Annotated in this window: 21 protein-coding genes and 2 pseudogenes; 18 read left to right on the plus strand and 5 right to left on the minus strand. The window is 67.0% G+C overall.

From position 1 onward, the window contains the following. Positions 1-94 precede the first annotated feature (94 nt). Entirely contained in the window at positions 95-1,426 is a 1,332-nt protein-coding gene (locus tag AB4Z48_RS04010) for an MFS transporter (RefSeq protein ID WP_441612573.1), read from the minus strand. A 77-nt stretch (positions 1,427-1,503) separates the two neighbouring features. Here AB4Z48_RS04010 and AB4Z48_RS04015 point away from each other — a divergent pair, with 77 nt between their 5' ends. After that, positions 1,504-2,535, plus strand: a complete 1,032-nt coding sequence (locus AB4Z48_RS04015; RefSeq protein WP_441612574.1) for a LysR substrate-binding domain-containing protein — start codon at positions 1,504-1,506, stop codon at positions 2,533-2,535. Positions 2,536-2,585: 50 nt separating this feature from the next. Here AB4Z48_RS04015 and AB4Z48_RS04020 read toward each other — a convergent pair whose 3' ends face one another. Together AB4Z48_RS04020 and AB4Z48_RS04025 are read right to left on the minus strand one after the other, a co-directional pair. Then, the gene (locus tag AB4Z48_RS04020) at positions 2,586-3,752 is read right to left on the minus strand and encodes a M48 family metallopeptidase (protein WP_441612575.1); all 1,167 of its coding nucleotides are present in this window, start codon (positions 3,750-3,752) and stop codon (positions 2,586-2,588) included. A gap of 43 nt (positions 3,753-3,795) precedes the next feature. After that, positions 3,796-4,890, minus strand: coding sequence for a YjgN family protein (locus AB4Z48_RS04025; protein ID WP_441612576.1), 1,095 nt, complete (start codon positions 4,888-4,890; stop codon positions 3,796-3,798). Positions 4,891-6,134: 1,244 nt separating this feature from the next. Between AB4Z48_RS04025 and AB4Z48_RS04030 the strand changes: the two genes are divergently transcribed. From AB4Z48_RS04030 to AB4Z48_RS04095, 14 genes are all read left to right on the plus strand, one after another. After that, a complete protein-coding gene (locus tag AB4Z48_RS04030) occupies positions 6,135-6,320 on the plus strand; it encodes a Flp family type IVb pilin (RefSeq protein WP_441612577.1) in 186 nt (61 codons plus the stop codon). Between the two features lie 113 nt (positions 6,321-6,433). Then, a complete protein-coding gene (locus tag AB4Z48_RS04035; RefSeq protein ID WP_441612578.1) occupies positions 6,434-6,961 on the plus strand; it encodes an A24 family peptidase in 528 nt (175 codons plus the stop codon). Positions 6,962-7,122: 161 nt separating this feature from the next. Further along, positions 7,123-7,365, plus strand: coding sequence for a hypothetical protein (locus AB4Z48_RS04040; RefSeq protein ID WP_441612579.1), 243 nt, complete (start codon positions 7,123-7,125; stop codon positions 7,363-7,365). Positions 7,366-7,475: 110 nt separating this feature from the next. Next, positions 7,476-8,327 (plus strand): Flp pilus assembly protein CpaB, encoded by an 852-nt coding sequence (gene cpaB / locus AB4Z48_RS04045; RefSeq protein ID WP_441612580.1) that lies wholly within the window; start codon positions 7,476-7,478, stop codon positions 8,325-8,327. A 66-nt stretch (positions 8,328-8,393) separates the two neighbouring features. Then, entirely contained in the window at positions 8,394-10,289 is a 1,896-nt protein-coding gene (locus AB4Z48_RS04050; protein ID WP_441612581.1) for a type II and III secretion system protein family protein, read from the plus strand. Positions 10,290-10,303: 14 nt separating this feature from the next. Then, on the plus strand, positions 10,304-10,633 hold the full coding sequence (locus AB4Z48_RS04055) for a hypothetical protein (protein WP_441612582.1): 330 nt from the start codon (positions 10,304-10,306) through the stop codon (positions 10,631-10,633). A 76-nt stretch (positions 10,634-10,709) separates the two neighbouring features. Next, on the plus strand, positions 10,710-11,921 hold the full coding sequence (locus AB4Z48_RS04060) for an AAA family ATPase (protein ID WP_441612583.1): 1,212 nt from the start codon (positions 10,710-10,712) through the stop codon (positions 11,919-11,921). Between the two features lie 64 nt (positions 11,922-11,985). Then, positions 11,986-13,341, plus strand: coding sequence for a CpaF family protein (locus AB4Z48_RS04065; RefSeq protein ID WP_441612584.1), 1,356 nt, complete (start codon positions 11,986-11,988; stop codon positions 13,339-13,341). Positions 13,342-13,371: 30 nt separating this feature from the next. Next, positions 13,372-14,346 (plus strand): type II secretion system F family protein, encoded by a 975-nt coding sequence (locus tag AB4Z48_RS04070; protein ID WP_441612585.1) that lies wholly within the window; start codon positions 13,372-13,374, stop codon positions 14,344-14,346. A 32-nt stretch (positions 14,347-14,378) separates the two neighbouring features. After that, positions 14,379-15,335: a type II secretion system F family protein gene (locus AB4Z48_RS04075; protein ID WP_441612586.1), complete on the plus strand. Its 957-nt coding sequence runs from the start codon at positions 14,379-14,381 to the stop codon at positions 15,333-15,335. Between the two features lie 91 nt (positions 15,336-15,426). Then, positions 15,427-15,906, plus strand: a complete 480-nt coding sequence (locus AB4Z48_RS04080; RefSeq protein WP_441612587.1) for a TadE/TadG family type IV pilus assembly protein — start codon at positions 15,427-15,429, stop codon at positions 15,904-15,906. Next, on the plus strand, positions 15,906-16,544 hold the full coding sequence (locus AB4Z48_RS04085; protein WP_441612588.1) for a TadE family protein: 639 nt from the start codon (positions 15,906-15,908) through the stop codon (positions 16,542-16,544). Before AB4Z48_RS04080 ends, AB4Z48_RS04085 begins: the two co-directional genes overlap by 1 nt. A gap of 33 nt (positions 16,545-16,577) precedes the next feature. Further along, on the plus strand, positions 16,578-18,041 hold the full coding sequence (locus AB4Z48_RS04090) for a VWA domain-containing protein (protein ID WP_441612589.1): 1,464 nt from the start codon (positions 16,578-16,580) through the stop codon (positions 18,039-18,041). Between the two features lie 99 nt (positions 18,042-18,140). Beyond that, complete coding sequence (locus AB4Z48_RS04095) at positions 18,141-18,929, plus strand: metallophosphoesterase (protein ID WP_441612590.1); 789 nt, start codon at positions 18,141-18,143, stop codon at positions 18,927-18,929. A gap of 126 nt (positions 18,930-19,055) precedes the next feature. Here the strand turns inward: AB4Z48_RS04095 and groL are convergent, their stop codons facing one another. Continuing rightward, positions 19,056-20,699 carry a chaperonin GroEL gene (gene groL, locus AB4Z48_RS04100; RefSeq protein ID WP_441612591.1) on the minus strand — a complete coding sequence of 548 codons (1,644 nt, stop codon included), beginning with the start codon at positions 20,697-20,699 and terminating at the stop codon, positions 19,056-19,058. A 39-nt stretch (positions 20,700-20,738) separates the two neighbouring features. Continuing rightward, the gene (groES, locus tag AB4Z48_RS04105) at positions 20,739-21,029 is read right to left on the minus strand and encodes a co-chaperone GroES (RefSeq protein ID WP_017225479.1); all 291 of its coding nucleotides are present in this window, start codon (positions 21,027-21,029) and stop codon (positions 20,739-20,741) included. Positions 21,030-21,794: 765 nt separating this feature from the next. Here groES and AB4Z48_RS04110 point away from each other — a divergent pair. The 3 genes and pseudogenes from AB4Z48_RS04110 to AB4Z48_RS04120 all read left to right on the plus strand — a co-directional run. After that, positions 21,795-22,086: pseudogene (locus AB4Z48_RS04110) on the plus strand (GntR family transcriptional regulator); the annotation flags it as partial. A gap of 87 nt (positions 22,087-22,173) precedes the next feature. Further along, positions 22,174-22,356: pseudogene (locus tag AB4Z48_RS04115) on the plus strand (hypothetical protein); the annotation flags it as partial. Next, entirely contained in the window at positions 22,353-23,273 is a 921-nt protein-coding gene (locus tag AB4Z48_RS04120; protein WP_441612592.1) for a bestrophin family protein, read from the plus strand. The pseudogene AB4Z48_RS04115 and the gene AB4Z48_RS04120, both read left to right, overlap by 4 nt. Positions 23,274-23,291 lie beyond the last annotated feature (18 nt).

Here is a 23,291-nt window from a genome sequence, read left to right on the forward strand (position 1 = left end):
CAGTCGGGCCTGCGCCCGCCGGAAAGCCTTTTGGGCCACTCTATGCCATGGCGCGCTGCCACGGCATCGCTCTTTAGGGGGTCATTCCAAAGTATTAGCGCCCCGCTGCTGCCGGCGCGGCGCCCCGCTTGCTACCCAGCGCATACCAGACCGCGGCGGCCACCTGCAGCGCCACCAGGCCGCCCCAGACGGTCAGGTGCGCCTGTGCCGGATAGCGGCCATCCGTGGCCGGCCAGAGATCGAGCACCAGGCCGACACCGACCTGGCAGGCGAACGTCGCCAGAAAAACCGTCAGGGTCAGCGCCGTGGTGGCGCGGCCGATCAGTGCGTCGGGGAAGCTGCGCGCCAGCACGGCGTAGGCCAGGATGCCGCTCGAGCCGAACACGCCGTAGGCGGCCCACATCAATGCCGGCGGCAGCGGCACGCCGGCGATGATCAGGCACTGGACCACGATAAAGCCACTCATGCCGAGGCCGGCAAAGGCGTACAGGCTCAGCCCGGCGCGCTCGAGGTGCCGCGCGGCCCAGCCGGCGAACACGCAGCCGCCCATCATGGCGAAGCCGATCACCGACACCAGCCGCGCGCCTTGCTCCGGTGAATAGCCCGCCACATCGCGCAGGAAGGCGCCCACCCACAAGGTCTGCACCGACAGGAAGATGCCCTGATTGAGCAGCGCCAGCGGCACTACGCGCAGGAATCGCTCGTTGCGGAATACCTGCCAGGTGCCGCGCAACTGCTCGGCCAGGCGCTGCTTGCCCGCGCCGCCGGCCTCGGGGGCCGCGAACCACAGCAGCGCGGCCATGGCCAGCGTCAGGCCGGCCAGGCCGTAGCTGACCGTGCGCCAGTCCGTCCAGGACAGCAGCCATCCCAGTGGCGCACCCACCACGACGGCACCGAGGCCGCCGATGGCCATGACCACTCCGTTGAGCAGCGGCATGCGCGACAGCGGGAACCAGATCGACAGTGCCTGGATGGCGGCGCCCAGGCAGACCGACACGCCGATGCCGATCAGCAGGCGGCCGGCCGCCAGCGTGGCCATATTGGGTGCGCTGGCAAACACCAGCGCACCCGCCACCGCGGCCAGCAGCAGCACCGCCTCGGTGCGGCGCGGGCCGAAGCGGTCGAGCAGCAGCCCCGCCGGAATCTGGGCACAGGCGAAGCCCAGGAAATAGAAACTGGTCAGCAGGCCGAGATCGGCGGCGCTCAGGCCCATCTCGCGGATCAGGTGCGGCGCGAAGCCCAGGTTGACGCCCCGGAAGATATAGGAAACCAGGAAACCCAGCGAGAAAATGCAGAGTACGCGCCAGCGCATGCCGGCATCGCGCGGCAGGGCGGGCCCGGGCCGGCTCGCGGCACGGGGCGCCGGGGAAGCGGAGGAAGCGGAGGAAGCAGAAGAAGCGGAAGAAGCGGGATTGGCAGAATTCATCTCCGCATTGTCCTCAGTCTCGAGGTGCAAGGCCAACGAAAGATACCTGCCGCAATTGTGAGTAGAATTTGACGGCAATGACTTCCCGAGCCCCCAAACCCGCCCGTCCGGCAACGCCCCCGGCTGCCCCCGCCGCTTCCACGGCCGCGGCCGGCGAGCCCGAATGCACGCTGGCACCCGGCGCCACGCGCCCGCGCACGACACCGCACCTGCCCGCGCTGCAGGCACTGCGCGCCATGGAAGCCGCCGCCCGCCACCGCAGTTTTTCGCGCGCGGCGGAAGAACTGTCCCTGACCCACAGTGCCATCAGCCACCATATCCGAGCGCTGGAGGACAACCTGGCTACCAAGCTGTTCCAGCGCACCGCGCACCTGATGGTGCCCACCAATGTGGGCACGCGCCTGGCCGCGCGCATCCGCGACGGCCTGGCCGAGCTGGAAGACGGCCTGCGCGAAGCCAGCAACGGCTGCGCGCCGCAGGTGGTGCAACTCGAAGTCAGCGTCATGGCGGACCTGGCCAATGCCTGGCTGATCCGCCGCCTGCCCAGCCTGCACGCCATCATGCCGGGGCTGGACCTGCACCTGCGACTGCACGCCGAGATCAGCCCGCCGGATCCTTACTCGGTGGACGTGGGCATCTGGCACCAGCGCGTGGACCTGCCCGGCTTTGCCTGCCACAACCTGACCGAAGACCACGTGGTCGCGGTGGCCAGCCCGGCGCTGCTGGCGCGCTACCCCGGCTTCACGCTGGCCGACCTGCCGCGCCTGCCGATGCTGCGCTTTGCCTTGCGGCCGTGGCGCGACTGGCTGGAGGCCGCCGGCCTGCCCGCCAGCGAGCCCGAGCGCGGGCCGATCTTCCAGGACGCGGGGATGATGCTGCAGTCGGCGGTGGCCGGACTGGGCGCAGCGACCGCGCGCCTGCAACTGGCGCGCGACTATATCGCCAGCGGCGAGCTGGGCACCACGCGCATCCCCTCCAGCCTTCACTACTGGGTCACATGGCGCGAGGCCAATCCGCGCGAGAAGACCATCCAGCAATTCCATGCCTGGCTGCAGGAACAGGTGGCGGCCCCGTCGCCGCCGGAAGCTGCCCGGCCCGCTGCCGTCTAGCCCGGGGGCTGCTCCGGCGCGGCCCTAGTGCTGGGCACCAATATTAGCCACTAATGCTGGGCCCGCTGCGCCGCGCGCAGCGCCTCGATGCGTTCGCGCGTGAGCGGGTGGGTGGCGAAGAAGCCATTGTCGTCGTCCTCGCCGCTGTCTTCGGCGGCACGGCGGCTGCGCCGCTCGCGCTTGGTCTCGCGTTCGCCGCTGCCCGCCGAAGCACCGCCCTGCGCGCCGGCCCCCGTCCCGGCCACCTGCGCATCCACCTCCCGCTTGTGCGCGCTTTCCAGCGCCTGCAGGACATCGGCGAAATCCGCCACCGGCAGCCCGTTGCGCTGCATGACTTCGACGGCGTAGGCATCGGCCGCGCGCTCGTGGTCGCGCGAATAGCGCAGCGTCAGCATGGCCGCCGGCACGCCCGCCAGCACGCTGGAATAGTCGCCGAAGAAGTAAGCCGCCAGCGCCCCCACCGCGGAGGCCTGCAAGATCTGCTGCAGGCCGTGGCGCTGCGCCACATGCCCGGCTTCGTGGGCCAGCACCCCCATCAGCCCGGGGCCTGTGCCAGCCAGTTTCACCAGCTCGTCGGTCACCACGATGGTGCCGCCCGGCAAGGCCAGCGCATTGGCACCGAGCCGGCCGCCGCGGCGAAACAGGATGCGGTACTGGTGCCCGGGATCGGGCGGACGCCGCAGCGCCGCGAAGTCCGCGCGGATGCGGTCCTGCTGCGCCGCGGGCAAGGCGGACGGCATGAGCAGGCCGTTGTCGATGCCGGCCAGCGTGGCCTCGCCGAGCCGCGCTTCCAGCGCCGCGGGCACGCTGCGCGCGACCATGCGGGCGCCCCACGGCAACACCAGGAAATAGCCCAGCACCAGCGCCACCGCCAGCCCGAGCACGGACAACAAGGCCAGCCGCCAGCTATTCTGCGCGCGCACCACCCAGCCCTCGCGATGGCCGCTGACGGCAAGCAGCGCGGCCAGGCCGGCGTGGTCGGTGATCTCGCAGAACGCGCCGTCGGCAAATGTCACCAGGCGCGGTGCGCGCTTGACCCGCTCGGAAACACGCAGCGTCGACAACGGCGCGCTGCGCAGCACCGTGCCGCCGGCTTCGCGCAGTACCGCCTCGCGCCCTTCGATCGACAAGCGGACCGCATGGGCGCGCGACGAGCGGCCATCGAAATAGGTGGCGGCTACCGGAGCAGCCGCCTGGGCTTGGGAGGAATCCGGCATCGGGGCCCTGGCGTCCTTAGGTGACAAAGAAGAGCAAGGTGGTTCAGAGCGCGATGTCGATGTCGTACCAGTCCACCGCCGCATCGCCCAGCGCGCCGACCTGCTCGGTCTCGCCGGCCACGAAGGCATCCAGCGGCGCCGCCGCCAGCATGGTCATGGCTTCGATGCGGTAGCGCATCGAGCGCACCTTGGCGAATGGCATGAACAGGCCCAGCGTCAGCACATTGGCGATCATGTTGGTGACGAAGATAAAGAACAGCCGGCTCGCCTTCACCTCGCTGCGGAACGCGTGCGGCGCCAGCGTGGTGTGGTTCCACACCAGGTTCTGCAGGCGTGCCATGAAGTATGGCCCGACCGCCAGCAGCGCGAGGTAGAAACCGCCGGCGGCCATGGCAAAAGCCATCACCACGGCACCCCTGCTTGCGCCCAGGCCACCGCCGAGCGCGGTGCCGGCGAGGCTCGCGAGCACCACCACCGCCACCATCACGCCAAAAGCTCGCAGGTAGACACCATAGAAGCTGCCCGCCGTGGCATCGATGGCGAAAGGCGCCGTGCCGAAACGCGTGTGGTTGTGCTGATACTGCTTGAAGCGCTGGTGCGCCAGCGGCGCCAGCGCGTACAGCGTCAACACCGTCAGCACCGGCCACAGCAGGAATACCTTGTATGCCTCGGCGTCGCCGCCGGTAAAGGCAAAGCGCAGGCCGCGATAGCTCGAGTTGGCCATGCGAAAGCGCAGCGACCTCACCAGCAGCAGCGGAAACACCACGGCCAGCGCGAGACCCAGCGCCAGCGAGAGCAGCAGCGAAATATGGCTGGTGAACTGGAACACCATGGCCAGGCCGAACACAATGGCGCGCCCCTTGAGGATGGCGGTGGCACGACCGTGATAGTCGAAGCTGGCGCCGTCGAGCCGCGTGTTGCGATAGAAATACTGCATGGTCCTTACCTTCGCCCACGCCGAGTAGATGCCGAGCGTGACGATGGTCAGCAGCGCATTGACGATCCAGATGCGGAAGTACTCCGAGCCCGAACCGATGAACTCGAAGCGCAGCGGCCGCGGCTGGCTGAAGCCCGCGGTCGCGGCAGGCGCGGCCGCGGGCGGCGCCGGGAAATCGTTGTTGTTCTGATTGTCCTGCATGCTGGCTTCTCCCTTGAAAACCGCAAGTTGTGTCCGTCCGGGCGGACTGCGCGCCTCACTGGCCGCGCGACGATATTCCTAAGCCGTCACTACGGCGAGCAATGTATCAGGATTGCAACCAAAACGAGCGTAACCAGGATGCGATGCAAGAAGTTCCCGCCTCATCCAACAGAGCGAGAAAACTTAATGGCCAATGTGGGGCGGCCCACATTCGCGCCCCTCCCGGCTACATCTTTTGCCGCCCAGGTCATCCTTGCCGCCCCTCTCCGGCGCGCCCGCGGGCATGCGGAAGGCATCGCGTGCCTTCGCGGCCATACCTGAACCCCGCAAAGCCGTATCGCGCGTGCAACCAATCGCGCGGCCGTGCGGCGACTGCTCCACCACCCGGATACCGCTGCGCGATTACCCTCGCCTGCCCGGTGGCGCTTCACCGAAAGCCAGGCCCCGCAATGCGCATTGCGCACTTTTCAGTGCCGCCACACGCCCATTGCGTCACTCCCTGGGCAGCACAATTGACTTTTCCGGGCCCGCAACGGCTCCGGAGCAGTAACAACAAGGAAACATCCTGTTACAAGAAAATCGGTCTGTAACAAGTGGCCCAAAAACATCACCAATCAAATCAGGCACTTAGCTGCGCTGGCATGTTCGTCGCTCTATTCCCCGTTACAAAGACCAGAGCGACCGAAAGCAGGGATAGACGGTACGCCGAGGATGCCAGGACCAAGGCGGTGCAATCCACCAGCCCCGGCATCACGACAAACGAGTTGAAACGGGGGGGAAGCGGTTGCCGTGACAGGGCAGCCGCTTCGCGGGGAGGTTTGGCGCAGGGCCAGCGCAACTTTATATCCATGGCCCACACCGCAGCGGCGAATTGCGACACACCGCGGCGGCGATCAATAGCAGTCTTGCAGCATTTTCAGGCGCGGACCGGTTCCTGAGGGAGGACAGAACCGGTCCGCGGCACCTACCAGCGCAACAAGCCGCAGCAAGCGGCGATGCGCCGGGTGAGGACCCGCCGGCTGGTCACGGTCATGAGGTCCCCTGGAGACTGGTGGAGCCGGGAGGCCCGCCTTGTCGCGCAGCGCTACGGGGAGGCAGCGATCCATGCATCGCTGTTGCGCCGGCACGCTCGCGACATCGGCGAACCCTCTGGCTTGGCCACGGCTGGCACCACCGGCCGAATCTTGTGCCCGATTCTCAGCGGGCGCTTTTTCCCCTTGAACCATGACGTAAAGGAGAAGGACATGAACTCCATGTTCGAAGGCATCAAGCGTTTTGCGCAAGACGAAGACGGCGCAGCGGGGGTCGAATATGCACTGCTGCTGGCATTCGTGGCGCTGGTCATGATCGTATCGGGCCCGACGCTCGCGACCGCGGTCGGGAGGATCTGGACGCGGATCCAGGTCGCGCTGACGGCGGCCGCCGCCTGAGACCGTGGCAAGCGCGCCCCGGCCGGCACAGCCGAGCCGGCCGGGCCGCGCGTCAGGACGCTCAAGCCGGATACCCGCATCGCGCCGCCACCCCTTGCCGCCACGAGAATGCCATGAGCACCTTTGACCCACTCACCAGCGGATGCCTGCTCACCCTGGTCGGCATCGCCGCCGCCAGCGACCTGCGCAGCCACCGCATCCCGAACTGGCTGGTTGGGGCGGGCCTGATGGTGGCATTGGTGCTGCAGGTCGCGCTGCATGGATTCCTCCACGGGACGCAGGCCTGGCTGACCGGCGCGCTCGCCGGCCTCGGCCCGTTCCTCGTGCTGTACATGCTCGGCGCCGTCGGCGCCGGCGACGCCAAGCTGATGGCGAGCATCGGCGCCTTCGTCGGCGCGGCGGCGGCGCTGCAGATCGCCGTGGCCAGCTTCGCCATGGGCGGACTGCTGGCCCTCATCATCGTGCTGGCGCGCAAGCAGGCGCGCCAGACCTTCGCCGGGCTGTGCGCCCGGCTGTTGTGGCTGCCCTTCGGCCTGCGCGCCGACGTGGCGGGCAAGGACAACCTGACGACCGCAGCGCGCCTGCCCTACGCCGTGGCCATGGCGGGCGGCGTGCTGATGGTGATGACGGGCGCGGTCTGAAACGCGCGCCCCGGGGGCAGGAAGAACAAAAGAAAAGAAAGAAAAAAAGAAAAACACAGCGCTGGATACACAGCAGGCACGACGCGGCAACGAGAACGGCAAGAGCCACCAGAACGACCGGCACCGCCGCTGACGACGGGCCGGAACGGGAGAGAACCATCATGCGCGAGCACCCACYCACCGCATCGCCGCGGGCCCCCGCCCCGCCGGCCCACCGCCGCCAGGCGGCCATCCGGCGCGCCGCGCCGCATGGCGCCTGGCAGCCCGGCCGCGCGAGCGCAGGCGCGCGCAGGCGCTCGCGCCAGTGCAACCCGCTCGCCGCGGGCCACGCCCAGGGCTACCGGCGCAGCCACGCGGACGCACACCGCCTGGGGCATCGCCGCGGCATCACCGCATTCGACTGAACGCCGCCGCGCGCGGCGCCGATGAACCGAGTCTGGCGTGACAGCCAGGGGGGGCGTTCGTGCCTCGCCGGCGCCGCCGTTGCCTGGATCCACACTGGGGGGACCGTCAAATGAGAAACGTACGTGCAATCGTGATGCTGCTGGTGGCGGCACTGGCCGGGCTGGCGGCGGTCGTGCTGGCCTCGCGCTGGATGATCGAGCAGAGCTCGGGCAGCGTCACCAAGGTGTTAGTGGCCGGTACCGACATCAACCTCGGGCAGCGGCTCGCGCCCGAGTTCGTCAAGGTCGTCGACTGGCCGCGCGAGAGCCTGCCGCCCGGCGCGCTGACCGACCAGAAGCTGATCGACGGGCGCGTGACCAAGGCCAGCGTGATGCGCGGCGAGCCCATCCTCGAATCCAAGCTCACGCCGGTCGGCACGCGCGGCGGCCTCTCCGCCGTGATCGCCGAAGGCAAGCGCGCCATCACCGTGCGCGTCAACGACGTGGTGGGCGTGGCCGGCTTCGCGCTGCCGGGCAGCTTCGTCGACATCATCGTCAACACACAGAAAGACCAGGCCAAGAACGAAGGCGCCTCGCAGACCGAGCAGTCGATCTCCAAGATCGTGCTCGAGAAGATCCTCGTGCTCGCCATCGCGCAGGAGGTCAACCGCGACGAGACCAAACCCAAGGTGGTCAACGCCGTGACGCTGGAAGTCTCTCCCGACGAAGCCGAGAAGCTCGACCTCGCACGCAGCGTGGGCACGCTCTCGCTGGTGCTGCGCAACCAGATCGATCCGCGCCCGGTGGAAACCGCCGGCGCCACCAAGCGCAGCCTGCTCAACGAACCGGTGCTCAAGGCCGCGGTGACGGCCGCGCCGGTGGCCAAGGTGGTGCAGGTCGTGCAGCGCATCGCCGAGAAGAAGGTCTCGCGCAACTGCGTGGGCGTGATCAGCGGGATGCAGCAAAACCAAGAATGCTTCTAATGCGCGCACGCTGAGCAAGCCAGATGCCGGCCCCAGCCAATGGGGTCAACAAACCGGGGAAATCAAATGGATCGACACCATACCCAGGAGGGCAGCCCGCGCAGCCGTGCGCCGCGCAACGGCCCCTCACGCCTGAACCTAACCGCGCTCGCCGTGCTGTCCATGACCTGCGTCTGGCTGGCCAGTGAACAGGCACAGGCCGCCGATGCCGCAGGCACCGCCGGCAACACTGGCAATGCTGGCAACGCAGCGAATGCGGCCAATGCGGCGAACGCAGCCGCCCAGGCCGCGCCACAGGCAATGAAGCTGGCCGCCAACGGCCCGATCCAGCTCACGATCGGCGCGGCCAGCGTGCCACCGCCGCCCGCCGACGCCAGCATCAGCCGCGGCCCGAACTGCTCTGGCGCCACGCGCGATCCGCAACAGGTGACGGTGCCGGTCGGCAAGTCGCGCATGCTGCAGTTGCCCGAGGCCGTGCGCACGCGCACGCTGGGCAACCCAGGCGTGGTCCAGGCCATGCTGGTGTCGCCGCAGACGCTCTACCTGCTCGGCCTGGATATCGGCACGACCAACATGATCGTGCAGGGCAAGAGTGGCAACTGCACCGTGATCGACGTCACGGTGGGCGCCGACCCCGGCGGCCTGCAGACCAGCCTGCACGAGCTCGTGCCCGAGGCCCGCAAGGTGCGCGTATCGTCGGCGGCCGACAGCCTGGTGCTGACCGGCAACGTGCCGGACTCCACCGTGGCGCAGATGGTGATCGACATCGCCAACGCGTTCGTGATCCGCCAGACGCGCAGCCCGATGTCGGCGCCCCCGCAAGGCTTCGGCGCGCCCGGCCAGCCCATGCTCGCCATGAACGGCATGCCCATGGGCGGCATGGGGATGGGCATGGTCGGCGCTGGCGGCGCCGGCGGGCAGCCGCTGCGCAGCCAGCGCATCATCAACATGATGAGCGTCGACGCGCCCCAGCAGGTGATGCTGGAAGTGAAGGTCGCCGAAGTCTCCAAGACGCTGATCGACCAGCTCGGCGCCGCGGCCAACCTCAACGGCGCCTTCGGCAGCTGGACCTTCGGCCTGCTGGCCAACTTCCTCTCGGGCGGCGCGGGCGTGCTCTCCGGTGTCAAGAACAATAACCTGCCCTTCAACTTCCAGGTCGATGCACAAAAAGGCGACAGCCTGGTCAAGGTGCTGGCCGAGCCCAACCTGATGGCCATCAGCGGGCAGGAAGCCAGCTTCCTCGCCGGCGGCAAGGTGTTTATCCCGGTACCGCAGGCTTCGAGCGCGGGCGGCACCACCATCACGCTGCAGGAAGAAACCTTCGGCGTGGGACTGCGCTTCACGCCGACGGTACTCGCCAACGGCCGCATCAACCTGAAGGTGGCGCCCGAGGTGTCCGAGCTGTCGCCGACCGGCGTCGCGCTGACCGCGCCCAACCTGAGCGGCACCACCATCCTGCCTTTGATCACGACCCGGCGCGCATCCACCACGCTGCAGGTCATGGACGGGCAGAGCTTCGCCATCGGCGGCCTGATCAAGAGCAACGTGACGGGTAGCCTGAAAGCACTGCCGGGCGCGGGCGAGCTGCCCATCCTTGGCAACCTGTTCCGCAGCACCAACTTCCAGCAGGACAAGAGCGAGCTGCTGTTCGTGGTGACGCCGCGCCTGGTCAAGCCGTTGCCGGCCAACTACCCGATGCCGACCGACTCCTTCGGCAAGCCGACGCCGGGCGAGGTCTTCATCAACGGCAACATGGAAGGTCATCCCGACGTGAACCTGCTGCCGGCCGCGCCAGCCAACCCGCAGCCCGCGCCGGTCGGCGCTCCGGCCGCACCGATGGCCCCGGCCCCGGCCGCGCCCACCACGAGACAGGAGCCGATGGCCGGTCCGCGCGACAGCGCCGCCGCCCTGCCCGCACCCACCATCGCCGGTACGGCGACTAGCGCGGACTCCGCGCAATGAACAGGGGACACATCATGGACTTCCGCCATAGCCTTGCCCGCGTCGCGCGGTTCGCCCTCGCCAGCGCCGCCGCGTGCGCGGCAGCTGGCCTGGCCGGCTGCATGACCACCACGCCGGTGTACGACGCCCACTTCGGCGAAGCGGTGCGCATCGTGCGCGCCATGCAGACGCTCAACCCGGATGCATCGCTGAACACCGACCCGGTCACCGGCGTCGACGCCCGCAGCGCCACCTACGCGATGGACCGCTACAACCAGTCGTACCGCAACCCGCCCACCGACGCGAACGCGTACGCGATCGGGGTCGGCTCGGGCTCGTCGTCGGCGATGTCCTCGGCGCCATGACCGGAAGGCGGTGCGCGGCGGCTCCGGAAGCGCCGCCGCGCACCGGCAGCTTCAACTGAAACTGGGAGAAATGGAGATGGCAAAGCTTATTCTGGTCTCGGGCGACGAGACGCGTGCGCGGCAGATGTCCTCGATGGCCGGACAGGCCGCCACGCAACGCCAGCTGCAACTGGTCTGCGCCGACCCGGAGAAGGCGCTCGGCATGGCCGGGCTGATCCATCCCTCCGACTTCCTGGTGCTGCAGGCCGACGACTTCAGCCCCGACATCCTCGAGCGGCTGCGCCAGCGCTTCCCCGAGCCGGGCGACGTGCCCTGCATCCTGGTCGCGCCGTCGCCGTCGGCCGAGCTGCTGATGCGGGCCATGCGCATGGGCATCCGCAGCGTGCTGCACTGGCCGCTGGACCCGCGCGAGTTCAACGACGAGCTCGAGCGGCTCGCGGTCAAGCCGCTCACCGGCAGCAGCCTTGAGGCGCGCACCTTCACCTTCGCCGCCTGCAAGGGCGGCAGCGGCACCACGTTCGTCGCCGCCAACTTTGGCTACGCGCTGGCCGCGCGGCGCCACAAGCGCGTGCTGCTGGTGGACCTGGTCCAGCAGTTCGGCGACGCTGCCTTCCTGGTCACCGACAAGGCGCCGCCGGCCACGCTGGCCGATATCTGCCAGCAGGTGGACCGGCTGGACCTGGCCTTGCTCGACGCCTGCATCACGCACGCGCATCCGAACTTCGATGTGATCGCCGGGGCCGGCGACCCGGTCAAGGCGGGCGACATCAAGTCCGCCCATCTCGAGAACATCCTGGACCTGGTGCGTCCGGCCTACGACGTGATCATCTTCGACATCGGGCAGGACATCAACCCTTCGTCGATCATGGTGCTGGATCACAGCGACACGATCTACCCCGTGATGCAGCTCAGCCTGCCCTACCTGCGCGCCGGGCGCAGCCTGATGGACATCTTCCGCTCGCTGGGCTATCCGGCCGAGCGCATGCACCTGGTGGTCAACGCCTTCGACAAGCATTCGCCGGTGAGCGTACGCACGCTCGAGGAAACCCTGGGCGCCAAGGTAGCGCATGTGCTGCCGGCGGATGCCCGAGCCGCGCGCGACGCGAGCAACCAGGGCCTGCCCGTGCTGCAACTGGGCGAGCACAGCGCGATCTCGCGCGCGCTGGTGCAGATGGTCGAGACCGTCTACCCGAATGCGCCGAGGCAGCACGAGGGCCTGCTGCGCAAGCTGCTCGGCCATGGCAAGGACCGCGGCGCGCAGGGCGTGCCGGTGGAACGGCACGCCTGAGCGCCGGCAAAGGGACTAGTCCGCGAATCGGATACCGGCGCGCGACGCGCCACGGAGAATCGACATGTCACTGCGTGAACAACTCTATGAAAAGGCCGGCGAGACCGTGGCCGAGCGCGTCGGCCCGGCCACCACCACCGCCAACGCCGCCTACCAGCAGCTCAAGATGGAGATCCACGAAGCCATCATCGAACGCGTGGAACTGGAAAAGCTGCAACGGCTCTCGCCCGAGCAGGTCCGCCGCGAACTGGCGTTGCTGGTGGAGCGCATCATCGACGAGCGCAACATACCGATCAACGAGACCGAGCGCAAGCGGCTGGTGTCGGACGTGCGCGACGAGATGCTGGGCTTCGGCCCGCTCGAGCCGCTGCTCACCGACCCCACCGTCTCCGACATCCTGGTCAACACGTTCAAGCAGGTCTATGTGGAGCGCCGCGGCAAGCTGGAGCTGACCGACGTGACCTTCCGCGACGATGCCCACCTGATGAAGGTCATCGACAAGATGGTGTCGCGCGTGGGCCGGCGCATCGACGAATCGAGCCCGATGGTGGATGCGCGCCTGCCCGACGGCTCGCGCGTCAACGCCATCATCCCGCCGTCCGCGGTGGACGGCCCCCTGCTCTCCATCCGGCGCTTCTCCGTGAACCCGCTGATGGTCAAGGACCTGGTGGAGCTACAGACGCTCACACCGCCGATGGCGCAGCTGATCGAAGCCATGGTCAAGGCCAAGCTCAATATCCTGATCTCGGGCGGCACCGGCAGCGGCAAGACCACCATGCTCAACATCCTGTCGGGCTTTATCCCGGCGAGCGAGCGCATCGTCACGATCGAGGACGCGGCCGAACTCCAGATGCGGCAGAACCATGTGCTGCGCCTCGAAACGCGCCCGCCCAACATCGAAGGCCGGGGCGAGATCACGCAGCGCGCGCTGGTAAAGAACGCGCTGCGGATGCGCCCGGACCGCATCATCCTGGGCGAAGTCCGCGGCGCCGAGGCGCTCGACATGCTGCACGCGATGAACACCGGCCACGAAGGCTCGCTCGCCACCATCCACGCCAACAGCCCGCGCGACGCGCTGACCCGGCTCGAGAACATGATCAGCATGGCCGGCCTGTCGCTGCCGCCGCGCACCATGCGCCAGCAGATCGTGTCGGCACTGACCGTGATCCTGCAGGTCTCGCGCCTGACCGACGGCCGCCGCAAGCTGATGAGCGTGCAGGAGATCACCGGCATGGAGAGCGATGTCGTCAACATGCAGGAGATCTTCACCTTCAAGCGTTCCGGCGTCGACGCCGAGGGCCGCGTGAAGGGCCACTTCTGCGCCACCGGCGTGCGCCCGCACTTCTGCGAGCGGCTGCAGGCGTTCGGCGTGACCGTGCCGGAACGGCTGTTCGAGCCATCCATGCGCTTCGAGGTATGAACCGCGCACGCCCTGCGCAGGAGACCAGCCATGAACCCGACTCTCGCGGCCTTCGCCCTCTCGCTGTTCATCGCCATCGTGCTGTTGCTGGTGCTGGGCTACCAGTGGTGGCAGCACAAGCACAGCGCCGGCGCGCGGCGCCTGGGGCGCCGCCTGCAGGCGGTGGCCCACGCGACCTGGGACGAGCACACCGCGTCCATCATGAAGGAGCGTGCCCTCTCCGGCTCGGCCAGGTTCGCCAGCCTGCTGCGCAAGCTGCCGCGCATCCACGCGCTGGACAAACTGCTGATGCAGTCGGGCCTGTACTGGAACGTGTCGACGTTCCTGGGCTTCACGTTCCTTCCGGCGGCCGCGATCTTCGCCTTCGGCATGCTGCTGGGGCTGCCCCCCATCGCGGTGGCGGCCGCCGCGCTGTGCGCGCTCGCGACGCCGCTCTGGTTTGTGCTCCGGCGCCGCAGCCGCCGCCTCCAGCTGATCGAAGCGCAGCTTCCGGAAGGCGCCGACCTGATCAGCCGCGCGCTGCGCGCCGGGCACTCTTTCTCGAGCGCGCTGGACATGGCTGGCAACGAACTGCCGGAGCCGCTCGGCGCCGAGTTCCGCATGACGTTCGACGAACTCAACTTCGGCGCGTCGATGCATGACGCGCTCACCAACATGGCCGACCGCGCGCCACTGCCCGACCTGCGCTACCTCGTCATCGCGGTGCTGATCCAGCGCGAGTCCGGCGGCAACCTGGCGGAGATCCTCGGCAACGTCAGCCGCATCATCCGCGAGCGCATGAAGCTGCTCGGGCACGTGCGGGTGCTGTCTGCCGAAGGACGCTTCTCCGGGATCATCCTCTCGGTGCTGCCGTTCGCCGTGGCCGGCGCCATGTACGTGCTCAATCCCACCTTCCTCGACCCGCTCGCGAGCGATCCGGTCGGGCCCTGGATCGTGGGATACGCGGTGCTGCTGATGCTGCTGGGCCTGCTGTGGATGCGCAAGATCGTCCGCATCCACATGTAGGACGCCGCCACGGCCAAGATGAAGGGGGAATCATGAGAATCGAGCAAATACTGATCCTGGTCTTCGCGTTCCTGGTGGCCTTCGGCGTGACGCTGGGCGCCATGATGACATTCCAGGCCGATGCGCTGCGCCGGCGCATCACCCAGGTCACCAAGTCGGCCGTGCCCGAGGACGAGGTGCCGTCGGTGCTGCAGGACGACTGGATGCGCAAGCTGGAGCGCCTGTCCCAGCCGCTGGCCAGGCTCGCGCTGCCCAAGGAGGGCTGGGAAGGCTCGGCCATCCGCACGCGCTTCATGAACGCCGGCTGGCGCAGCCCTTCCGCCGTGGCGGTCTACTTCGCCGCCAAGACCGCGCTGGCCATGCTGTTTCCGCTGGCGGTGCTGCTGGCCACGCAGGGGGTGATCAGCGAGGACAACCCGCGCCTGCTGCCGGCCGCGCTGCTGGCCGCCGCCATTGCCGGCTTCTACCTGCCCGACCTGGTGCTGCGCCGGCGCATCCGCGTGCGCAAGGAGGCGATCTTCGAAGCCTTCCCCGACGCGCTCGACCTGATCACCGTCTGCGTCGAAGCGGGCCTCGCGCTCGACGCCGCCCTGCTCAAGGTGGTGGACGAGCTGCGCAAGGACAAGAGCGCGCTCGGCGAGGAGCTGGAACTGCTGGTGCTGGAGCTGCGTGCCGGGCTCTCGCGCGAGAAGGCGCTGCGCAACCTGGCGCTGCGCACCGGCGTGGAAGACATCGACATGCTGGTCAGCATGCTGATCCAGGCCGACCGCTTCGGCACCAGCGTGGCCGACTCGCTGCGCGTGCACGCCGACACCCTGCGCACCAAGCGCCGCCAGCGCGCCGAGGAATGCGCGGCCAAGATCGCCGTGAAGCTGCTGTTCCCGCTGACGCTGTTCATCCTGCCGTCGCTGTTCGTGGTGCTGCTCGGCTCGCCGGCAATCCAGTTCTACCGCACGCTGATCCCGTACATGATGGGCAACGGGCAATAGGCCGGCCACCCCGCGCCCGTCGCCGGCCGCGCCAGCGGCGCGGCGGCGATGGCAGGCAAGGCGGGCACAACCAAACGCAGGAGGTCCTACCATGCAACCCTCGGCAATCCTCGGGCGGCTGCGCCAGCGCGGTGCCAGCGCCGTCGAGTTCGCGCTGGTGGCGCCCGTGTTCTTCCTGCTCTTCTTCTCCATCGTCGACTTCAGCATGATGATGTTCGCCAACCTCACCATGCAGAATGCCGTGCGCGAAGGCGCGCGCTTCGCCGTCACCGGGCAGAGTACCCTCGACCCGGCCAACACCACCCAGCAGCGCTACCAGGCCGTGCTGGCCAAGATCCACGACACCTCGCTGGGCATCTACGACATGTCCGGCGCCACCGTGACCACCTGGGTCAACGGCAGCACGCAGGCCAACGGCGGCACGATGTTCGGCGGCGCCGGCGACCTCGTGGTGATCCAGGTCAATTGCTCCTGGCCGCTGCTCACGCCGATGGTGGCCGCGTTCTTCTCTTCCACGGGCGGCAAGTACACGTTCAGCGTGGCCGCCACCATGCGCAACGAGGCCTTCTGATGAAACGCATCCGCCCCCTGCCGCGCAGGCGTGCCGCACGCGGCATCGCCAGCCTCGAGTTCGCCATCCTGCTGCCGATCTTCATCTTCCTCACCCTGCCGGTGATCGACTTCGCGCGGGCCATCCAGGCCAACCTGATCCTGGTCAACCTGACGCGCGAAGGCGCCAGCCTCGCCTCGCGCAGCTCTGCCTACACGCCGCAGGACATCATGACCGCGCTGGCGCAGACCACGCCGCCGCTGAAAATGAGCCAGCGCGGCATGATCTACATCACCAAGGTCATGGGCGACAACGAGTGCAACAAGAACGGCAAGAACTGCGCCGTGCGCAACATCGTGCTCGAGCAATACCGCTGGGCCGGGGGCTGGTCGCTCGGCGGCTCGGTCCCGGGCAGCAAGGTCTGGAACTGCGGCAGCGGCAGCGGCCAGTGGCAGAGCGACGGCAGCTGCGGCAGCATGCCCGCCGGCGGCAGCACGTCGCCCACCGCCAATGCCATGACGGGCCTGCTCAGCGACGGCCAGATCGTCTACGTGGTCGAGTCTTACTACAACTTCGACATGTTGTTCAAAGGGCTGACCATGGGGCTGCTCAAGATGCCGGACATCGGCCCCAACCTGTATTCGGTCACATCGTTCTGACTGCCGCCACAAGAACAAGACAAAGGAGCCGCCATGAAAACCCCGCGAACGACACTGCGAAGCACGCGCGCGCCGGGTGCCGGCAGGCAGCGCGGCCAGATCACCCTGGTCGCCGCCGTGACGATGATCGGCCTGCTCGGCGCGGCCGGGCTCGCGATCGACGCGGGCATGGCCTACGTGACCAAGGCCAAGCTCAATGCCGCGGTGGACTCGGCCGCGGTCGCCGCGGCGCGCGCCGTCACCAACGGCACCACGCAACCCGACCAGGCGGCCGCCGCACGGCAGGCGGCGCAGGACTTCTTCAACACCAATTTCCCGAGCGGCTACCTGCAGGCCGTGCCGACGCTGGCCACGCCGGCCGTGCTGTTCGACACCCCGACCGCGGGCGCGGTCACCATCAATGTCTCGGCATCGGCCACCATGCCGCTCACACTGATGAAGGTGCTCGGCATGAACAACGTCGCGGTCGCCGCGACGGCCCAGTCGATCCGCAAGGACCTCGACCTGATCTTCGTGATCGATGCGTCCGGTTCGATGTCGCCCGTCTGGAGCACGGTCAAGTCCAACGCCAACACCTTTCTCGACCAGTTCAGCCCCTCGTCGGACCGCGTCGGGCTCGTGCATTTCGCCTCGGGCGCTGTCTCCGACATCCCGATCAGCAAGACCACGCGCGGCTTCGACCGCAAGACGATGCAGAGCACCATCAGCGGCCTGAGCAATGGCGGCAACACGAACTATGCCGAGGCCCTGTACCAGGCCCGCTCCCAGCTTGACAGCATCACCACCAACCGCTCCAGCCTGCGCGTGGTGGTGTTCTTCTCGGACGGGCAGCCCAACACGCTGGCGGCCACCTACCAGATGGGCAGCACCACGAGTACGCGGGTCACCACGTGCGGGCGCCGCAGTTGCTCTAGCACCACCACCACCGGCGCCACCACGCCGACCGGCAACAGCTGCGCGGGCGGCATCACGGCATCGTCGCCCGGCTCCACGCCCAATGGCTTCTATATCACCACGGTACAGAACACCAAGATGAGCGGCGCATGCGCCAACGTGAGCAACAGCAACAGCACCGGCGACGACAACAACGGCAACAGCGACGGCACCGTCGTCACGACGACGGTGCAGCCGATGGGCATGCCGCAGTACTACAACGCGCACAATGCCTCCGACCAGGAGTTCCCGATCTACCCGACCACCGTGCCGTACACCGTCACGTCGGCATACTCGTCCCAGAACGTCTACAACGCCGCCACCAACGTCGCTGTGGAGATGGCCAGCTACCTGCGCAACAACAATGTGTACGTGTTCACGCTGGGACTCGACGGCAACGGCGGCTTCGACGCGAACCTGCTCAAGAACATGGCGAATACCATCGACGCGCCGCTGTACAACAAGAACCAGACCTCCGGCGTCTACTGCTACGCCAAGACCATCGACAACCTGAAGCCTTGCTTCTCCAAGCTCGCCTCCGAGATCCTGCGCATCTCCAAATAGGTGCATGGCCCGGCCGCGCTTGACCGCGGCCGGGGTTTTCTGAAGAATCCATGCGAACGGGCACGCCGCGCCCGGGCGTGCGCGCGGCATGGAGAGAGCATGAAGATCCGCATCCTCAGCGACCTGCACATCGAACACGACATCCCCGCATCCGTGCCCGACTGCGCCGCCGACCTGGTGGTACTGGCGGGCGACATTGCCAACGGCCGCACCGGCGTGGACTGGGCCGCCAGCACGTTTGCCCAGCCGGTGGTCTACGTGCCCGGCAACCACGAGTACTACGAGAGTGCGTTCGACACGGCCGAGGCCGCCATGGCCGACGCGGCGCGCGACGCGGCCCATGTCCATCTGCTCAACGGGGCCGTTGCCTACTTCGACGGCCCCGCCGGCGAGCGCGCGCGCGTGATCGGCACCACCTGGTGGACCGACTACACACTGTTCGGCACCGGCCGGCGCGACGAGGCCATGCGGGCGTGCGCCAGCCGGATGGTGGATCACCGCCTGATCGAGATCGACGGCGGCGACGGCCAGCGCCGCCGCTTCACCACCGACGATGCGCTCGCGCTGCACGAGACCGCCAGCGCCTGGCTGGCGGCGCAGCTCGCCGCGCCGTTCGATGGCAAGACCGTGGTGGTGACGCACCACGCCCCCGATCTCGGCAGCCTGGATCCACGCTACTCGCACGACGTGGTCTCCGCGGGTTTCATCTCGCGCCGGCCCGACCTGGTTGCGCAGGCCGACCTGTGGATCCATGGCCATACGCATACGGGCTTCGACTACCGTCTCGACGGCGCGCGCGTGGTGTGCAATCCGCGCGGCTACGTGCGACGCCATACCGGCGAGCTGGAGAACCCGGCATTCGACTGGTGCTTCACCGTGGAGATCTGAAGCCGCCCAGTCCGCGCGAAGCGGCGGCCCCAAGACAAAAACCCCCGCCGGCTCGCGCCAGCGGGGGTTTTTGCTACTACGGATGCTACGGGTAAAGCAGGCTGCCCTGGAGGCAGGCCGGCAGATTTACATCATGCCGTCCATGCCGCCCATGCCACCCATGCCGCCCGGCATTGCCGGAGCCGAATCGTCCTTCGGCAGTTCTGCAACTGCGCAGTCGGTGGTCAGCATCAGCGACGCGACCGAAGCTGCGTTCTGCAGCGCGGTGCGGGTCACCTTGGTCGGGTCCAGCACGCCCATTTCCACCAGGTCACCGTACTCGCCGGTGGCGGCGTTGTAGCCGTAGTTGCCCTTGCCGTCGATGACCTTGGCCACCACGACCGAGGCTTCTTCGCCAGCGTTCAGGACGATCTGGCGCAGCGGCTCTTCCATGGCGCGCAGCACGATCTTGATGCCGGCGTTCTGGTCGGCGTTGTCGCCGGTCAGGTTCGCGATGGCAGCGCGAGCGCGCAGCAGGGCCACACCGCCGCCGGGGACAATACCTTCTTCCACGGCTGCGCGGGTTGCGTGGAGTGCATCTTCCACACGTGCCTTCTTTTCCTTCATTTCGACTTCGGTGGCTGCGCCAACCTTGATCACTGCAACGCCGCCGGCCAGCTTGGCCACGCGCTCTTGCAGCTTTTCACGGTCGTAGTCCGAGGTCGCTTCTTCGATCTGGGCACGGATCTGCTTCACGCGGGCTTCGATCGAAGCTGCATCGCCGGCGCCATCGATGATGATGGTGTTTTCCTTGCCGATTTCGATGCGCTTGGCTTGACCCAGTTCTTGCAGGGTTGCCTTTTCCAACGTCAGGCCGATTTCCTCGGCGATCACTGCACCGCCGGTCAGGATGGCGATGTCTTCCAGCATGGCCTTGCGGCGGTCGCCGAAGCCCGGAGCCTTGACGGCGGCGGTCTTCAGGATGCCACGGATGTTGTTCACCACCAGGGTCGCCAGGGCTTCGCCTTCGACGTCTTCAGCGATGATCAGCAGCGGGCGGCCCGACTTGGCCACTTGCTCCAGCACCGGCAGCAGGTCGCGGATGTTCGAGATCTTCTTGTCGAACAGCAGCACGAACGGGTTGTCGAGGGCGACAACTTGCTTTTCCGGGTTGTTGATGAAGTACGGCGACAGGTAGCCGCGGTCGAACTGCATGCCTTCCACGACTTCCAGCTCGTCGGCCAGCGACTTGCCGTCTTCCACGGTGATCACGCCTTCCTTGCCGACCTTGTCCATCGCTTCAGCGATCAGGTTGCCGATCACTTCGTCGCTGTTGGCGGAGATCGAGCCGACCTGGGCGATTTCCTTGCTGGTGGTGGTGGTCTTGGTCAGCTTCTTCAGCTCTTCGACCGCGTTCACCACAGCCTTGTCGATGCCGCGCTTCAGGTCCATCGGGTTCATGCCGGCGGCAACGTACTTCATGCCTTCGCGCACGATCGACTGGGCCAGCACGGTTGCGGTGGTGGTACCGTCACCGGCGTTGTCGCTGGTCTTGGAAGCCACTTCCTTGACCATCTGCGCGCCCATGTTCTGCAGCTTGTCCTTCAGTTCGATTTCCTTGGCCACGGACACGCCGTCCTTGGTCACGGTCGGGCCGCCGAAGCTACGCTCCAGCACCACGTTGCGGCCCTTCGGGCCCAGGGTCACCTTCACTGCGTTGGCGAGAATGTTCACGCCTTCGACCATCTTGGCACGGGCGGCGTCGCCGAACACTACGTCTTTAGCTGCCATGTTCTGAATCTCCTAAATCTGTACGGGGGGTGGCGTGGATTACTTGTTCACCACGGCCATGATGTCTTCTTCGCGCATGACCAGCAGTTCCTGGCCATCCACCTTCACGGCCTGGCCGGCATACTTGCCGAACAGCACGCGGTCACCCACCTTGACGTCGAGAGCGATCGAAGCGCCCTTGTCATCCTTCTTGCCGGGGCCCACGGCGAGCACTTCACCTTGATCAGGCTTTTCGGCAGCATTGTCGGGAATCACGATGCCGGAAGCGGTCTTGGTTTCATTGTCCAGACGCTTGACGATCACGCGGTCGTGCAAAGGACGCAGATTCATACGGACTCCTTGGTACAAAAAGTGATTTTACGTTCACAAGAACTGGCCGCTTTAGCTGGCTGCCAGCAGAATCGGAAGGCTGAGAGAGGGCTGTTAGCACTCTAACCCAACGAGTGCTAATTATAGGGACGGGGGTTTACGTTTTCAAGTCAGCGACTTGATACGTGTTTACCCTTGATGCTGTCGATGCGCGAGCGAATCAGGCAGCGACCAGTGCTCCGGGCGGGCCGCCTCGGCAGGTCACGGCCGACGGACTTACGCGAGTCCGCTCACCTTTTCCCCGGTTCCCGGGCAATCGCAGCCGCACCCTCACCGCGCGGGCGCGGCCGGCGCGCCCTCCCAGCGCAACCCCGCGATGCGCCGGTTTCGGCACATGCCAGCGACTTCAAGTACAGCTTTCCAGATATTGGCACAGGATTGAATCTGTACTCTTTTTCGGCACGCTCATGTGTGCCTCCTGGCAATACAGCTTCGCCCCTACTCTTCCTTTCAACAAAATGACGCGCAGCCAGTTCCAGTCCCCAAGGCCCGGCGACGCGCATTGATCGGAGCTACCGTCGTGAAAGACGAACCAGGGAAGATACGCGAAGTCTGCCTCCACCTTGTCGCCGGCTTGCGCCGCGGACGACCCGACATAGTTGCGCTGCCCGGCAACAGCGCCACCAGACCCGATTCATGCAGTCCGGCCGTGCCGCCGCAAGCGCACGATCGAGGCTTCCGCTACCGCGATGCACCTGGCGCCGATCCGGCCGGGAGGAGCGTCCGATGAAGCTCTACGAGAGGTTCGCCGACGATATCGAGCGGCTGATCCGGCAAGGTGTCTACCGGCACGGCGGACGATTGCCTTCCGTGCGGCAGGCTAGCCGGCAACACCGGATCAGCATTACCACGGTGCTTCACGCCTACCTGCTGCTGGAAAGCCGCGGCCTGCTGGTGAGCCGGCCGCAGTCCGGCTATTTCGTCGACCTGCAACGCGCAAGCGACGGGTGACGAATGCAGGCGTTGCGAGCATTCGAAGCCGATCGCCATGTCCTCCCCGGTGGACGTCAGCCGGCTTTGATGCTCCGGAACGTGACAAACGCGGGCGCGACCGAGGCGATCAATATCTGCCTTCAAAGGTTGGCGGCGGCCCGGATCGGCCTCGTCGCTGACGATCCGGGAAGCCTGTTCCAGCCCGTCCAGCCAGCGCTTCGCGCCGGTTGGCACCATCGTTGTGTTACCGATCATCCTGGTCTATAACGCACTTCAGTACCGGGTCTTCCGGGGCAAGGTGCGGGAAGGCGACGCCAGCCCCGGCCACGCCAATGTCGGGGAAACGACGCCATGATCGTGAGGCCGAGGCAAAACTGGTTCCTGATGCTGTTCGCCTGGAACGGTTCGGTATTGCAGACCATCCTTCCCCAACTGGTTTTCATCGGGGCTGTCAGCAGCCTGGCGGTGTTCACGCATGGCCGGATATTCGGCGAGAAGATTCCGCTCAATACGGCACCGTTCACGCTGTTCGGCCTGGCACTGGCCATCTTCCTCGCGTTTCGCAACAACGCCAGCTACGCCCGCTTCAACGAGGCTCGCCATCTATGGGGCAGTCTGCTGATTGCATCGCGGGCGCTCACATCGCAGATGCTCTGCTACCTCCCGGAGAACCTGCCTGCCGCGGATCGTACCCGGATCACCAATATGCTGATTGCATTCGCCTATGCGCTCAAGCATCGCTTGCGCATGACTGACCCGACAGAGGACCTGCGCCGCTACCTCGGCCCCGACCAGATGGCGGCGTTGCAGGGGAAATGCTACAAGCCGATGGCTTTGCTGAACGACATTCGCCGCGGCCTCGCCGGCTGCCAGGGACAAGTCGCCGCAACCGACAGCACACGCTGGATACTCGACCAGCAGATCAACGAGCTGGGCGGCGTGCTCGGGGGCTGCGAGCGGATCATCTCCACGCAGATCCCGTTTGCCTATAACGTGCTGCTGCATCGAACCGTCTATGCCTATTGCGTGATGCTTCCCTTCGGCCTGGTCGACTCGACCGAGCTTTTCACGCCATTGCTATGCGTCTTTATCTCCTACACGCTGATCGCACTGGAAGCGATCGCAAGCGAAGTCGCCGAACCATTCGGACTTGCACCGAACGCGCTGGCGCTCGATGCGATGACGCGCAATATCGAGCGATCTGTTCTCGAGCTTTGCGATCGCGAGCTGCCGCCGGAAACGCTGCCGGTGCGGCCGTATCAGTTCACGTAGGCGATCTTCCCGGGCATG

It is taken from the genome of Cupriavidus sp. 2TAF22 (genome assembly GCF_052115045.1).
Taxonomy (GTDB): Bacteria; Pseudomonadota; Gammaproteobacteria; order Burkholderiales; family Burkholderiaceae; genus Cupriavidus.

What these genes read in the sequence shown, in the direction of transcription:
- AB4Z48_RS04050 (WP_441612581.1), top strand. Translation starts at nt 8,394, where the DNA reads ATGGATCGACACCATACCCAGGAGGGCAGCCCGCGCAGCCGTGCGCCG.
- AB4Z48_RS04010 (WP_441612573.1), bottom strand. Translation starts at nt 1,426, where the DNA reads ATGAATTCTGCCAATCCCGCTTCTTCCGCTTCTTCTGCTTCCTCCGCT.
- groL (WP_441612591.1), bottom strand. Translation starts at nt 20,699, where the DNA reads ATGGCAGCTAAAGACGTAGTGTTCGGCGACGCCGCCCGTGCCAAGATG.
- AB4Z48_RS04085 (WP_441612588.1), top strand. Translation starts at nt 15,906, where the DNA reads ATGAAACGCATCCGCCCCCTGCCGCGCAGGCGTGCCGCACGCGGCATC.
- AB4Z48_RS04065 (WP_441612584.1), top strand. Translation starts at nt 11,986, where the DNA reads ATGTCACTGCGTGAACAACTCTATGAAAAGGCCGGCGAGACCGTGGCC.
- AB4Z48_RS04030 (WP_441612577.1), top strand. Translation starts at nt 6,135, where the DNA reads ATGAACTCCATGTTCGAAGGCATCAAGCGTTTTGCGCAAGACGAAGAC.
- groES (WP_017225479.1), bottom strand. Translation starts at nt 21,029, where the DNA reads ATGAATCTGCGTCCTTTGCACGACCGCGTGATCGTCAAGCGTCTGGAC.
- AB4Z48_RS04080 (WP_441612587.1), top strand. Translation starts at nt 15,427, where the DNA reads ATGCAACCCTCGGCAATCCTCGGGCGGCTGCGCCAGCGCGGTGCCAGC.
- AB4Z48_RS04120 (WP_441612592.1), top strand. Translation starts at nt 22,353, where the DNA reads ATGATCGTGAGGCCGAGGCAAAACTGGTTCCTGATGCTGTTCGCCTGG.
- AB4Z48_RS04060 (WP_441612583.1), top strand. Translation starts at nt 10,710, where the DNA reads ATGGCAAAGCTTATTCTGGTCTCGGGCGACGAGACGCGTGCGCGGCAG.
- AB4Z48_RS04020 (WP_441612575.1), bottom strand. Translation starts at nt 3,752, where the DNA reads ATGCCGGATTCCTCCCAAGCCCAGGCGGCTGCTCCGGTAGCCGCCACC.
- AB4Z48_RS04075 (WP_441612586.1), top strand. Translation starts at nt 14,379, where the DNA reads ATGAGAATCGAGCAAATACTGATCCTGGTCTTCGCGTTCCTGGTGGCC.
- AB4Z48_RS04095 (WP_441612590.1), top strand. Translation starts at nt 18,141, where the DNA reads ATGAAGATCCGCATCCTCAGCGACCTGCACATCGAACACGACATCCCC.
- AB4Z48_RS04090 (WP_441612589.1), top strand. Translation starts at nt 16,578, where the DNA reads ATGAAAACCCCGCGAACGACACTGCGAAGCACGCGCGCGCCGGGTGCC.
- AB4Z48_RS04025 (WP_441612576.1), bottom strand. Translation starts at nt 4,890, where the DNA reads ATGCAGGACAATCAGAACAACAACGATTTCCCGGCGCCGCCCGCGGCC.
- AB4Z48_RS04070 (WP_441612585.1), top strand. Translation starts at nt 13,372, where the DNA reads ATGAACCCGACTCTCGCGGCCTTCGCCCTCTCGCTGTTCATCGCCATC.
- cpaB (WP_441612580.1), top strand. Translation starts at nt 7,476, where the DNA reads ATGAGAAACGTACGTGCAATCGTGATGCTGCTGGTGGCGGCACTGGCC.
- AB4Z48_RS04055 (WP_441612582.1), top strand. Translation starts at nt 10,304, where the DNA reads ATGGACTTCCGCCATAGCCTTGCCCGCGTCGCGCGGTTCGCCCTCGCC.
- AB4Z48_RS04035 (WP_441612578.1), top strand. Translation starts at nt 6,434, where the DNA reads ATGAGCACCTTTGACCCACTCACCAGCGGATGCCTGCTCACCCTGGTC.
- AB4Z48_RS04015 (WP_441612574.1), top strand. Translation starts at nt 1,504, where the DNA reads ATGACTTCCCGAGCCCCCAAACCCGCCCGTCCGGCAACGCCCCCGGCT.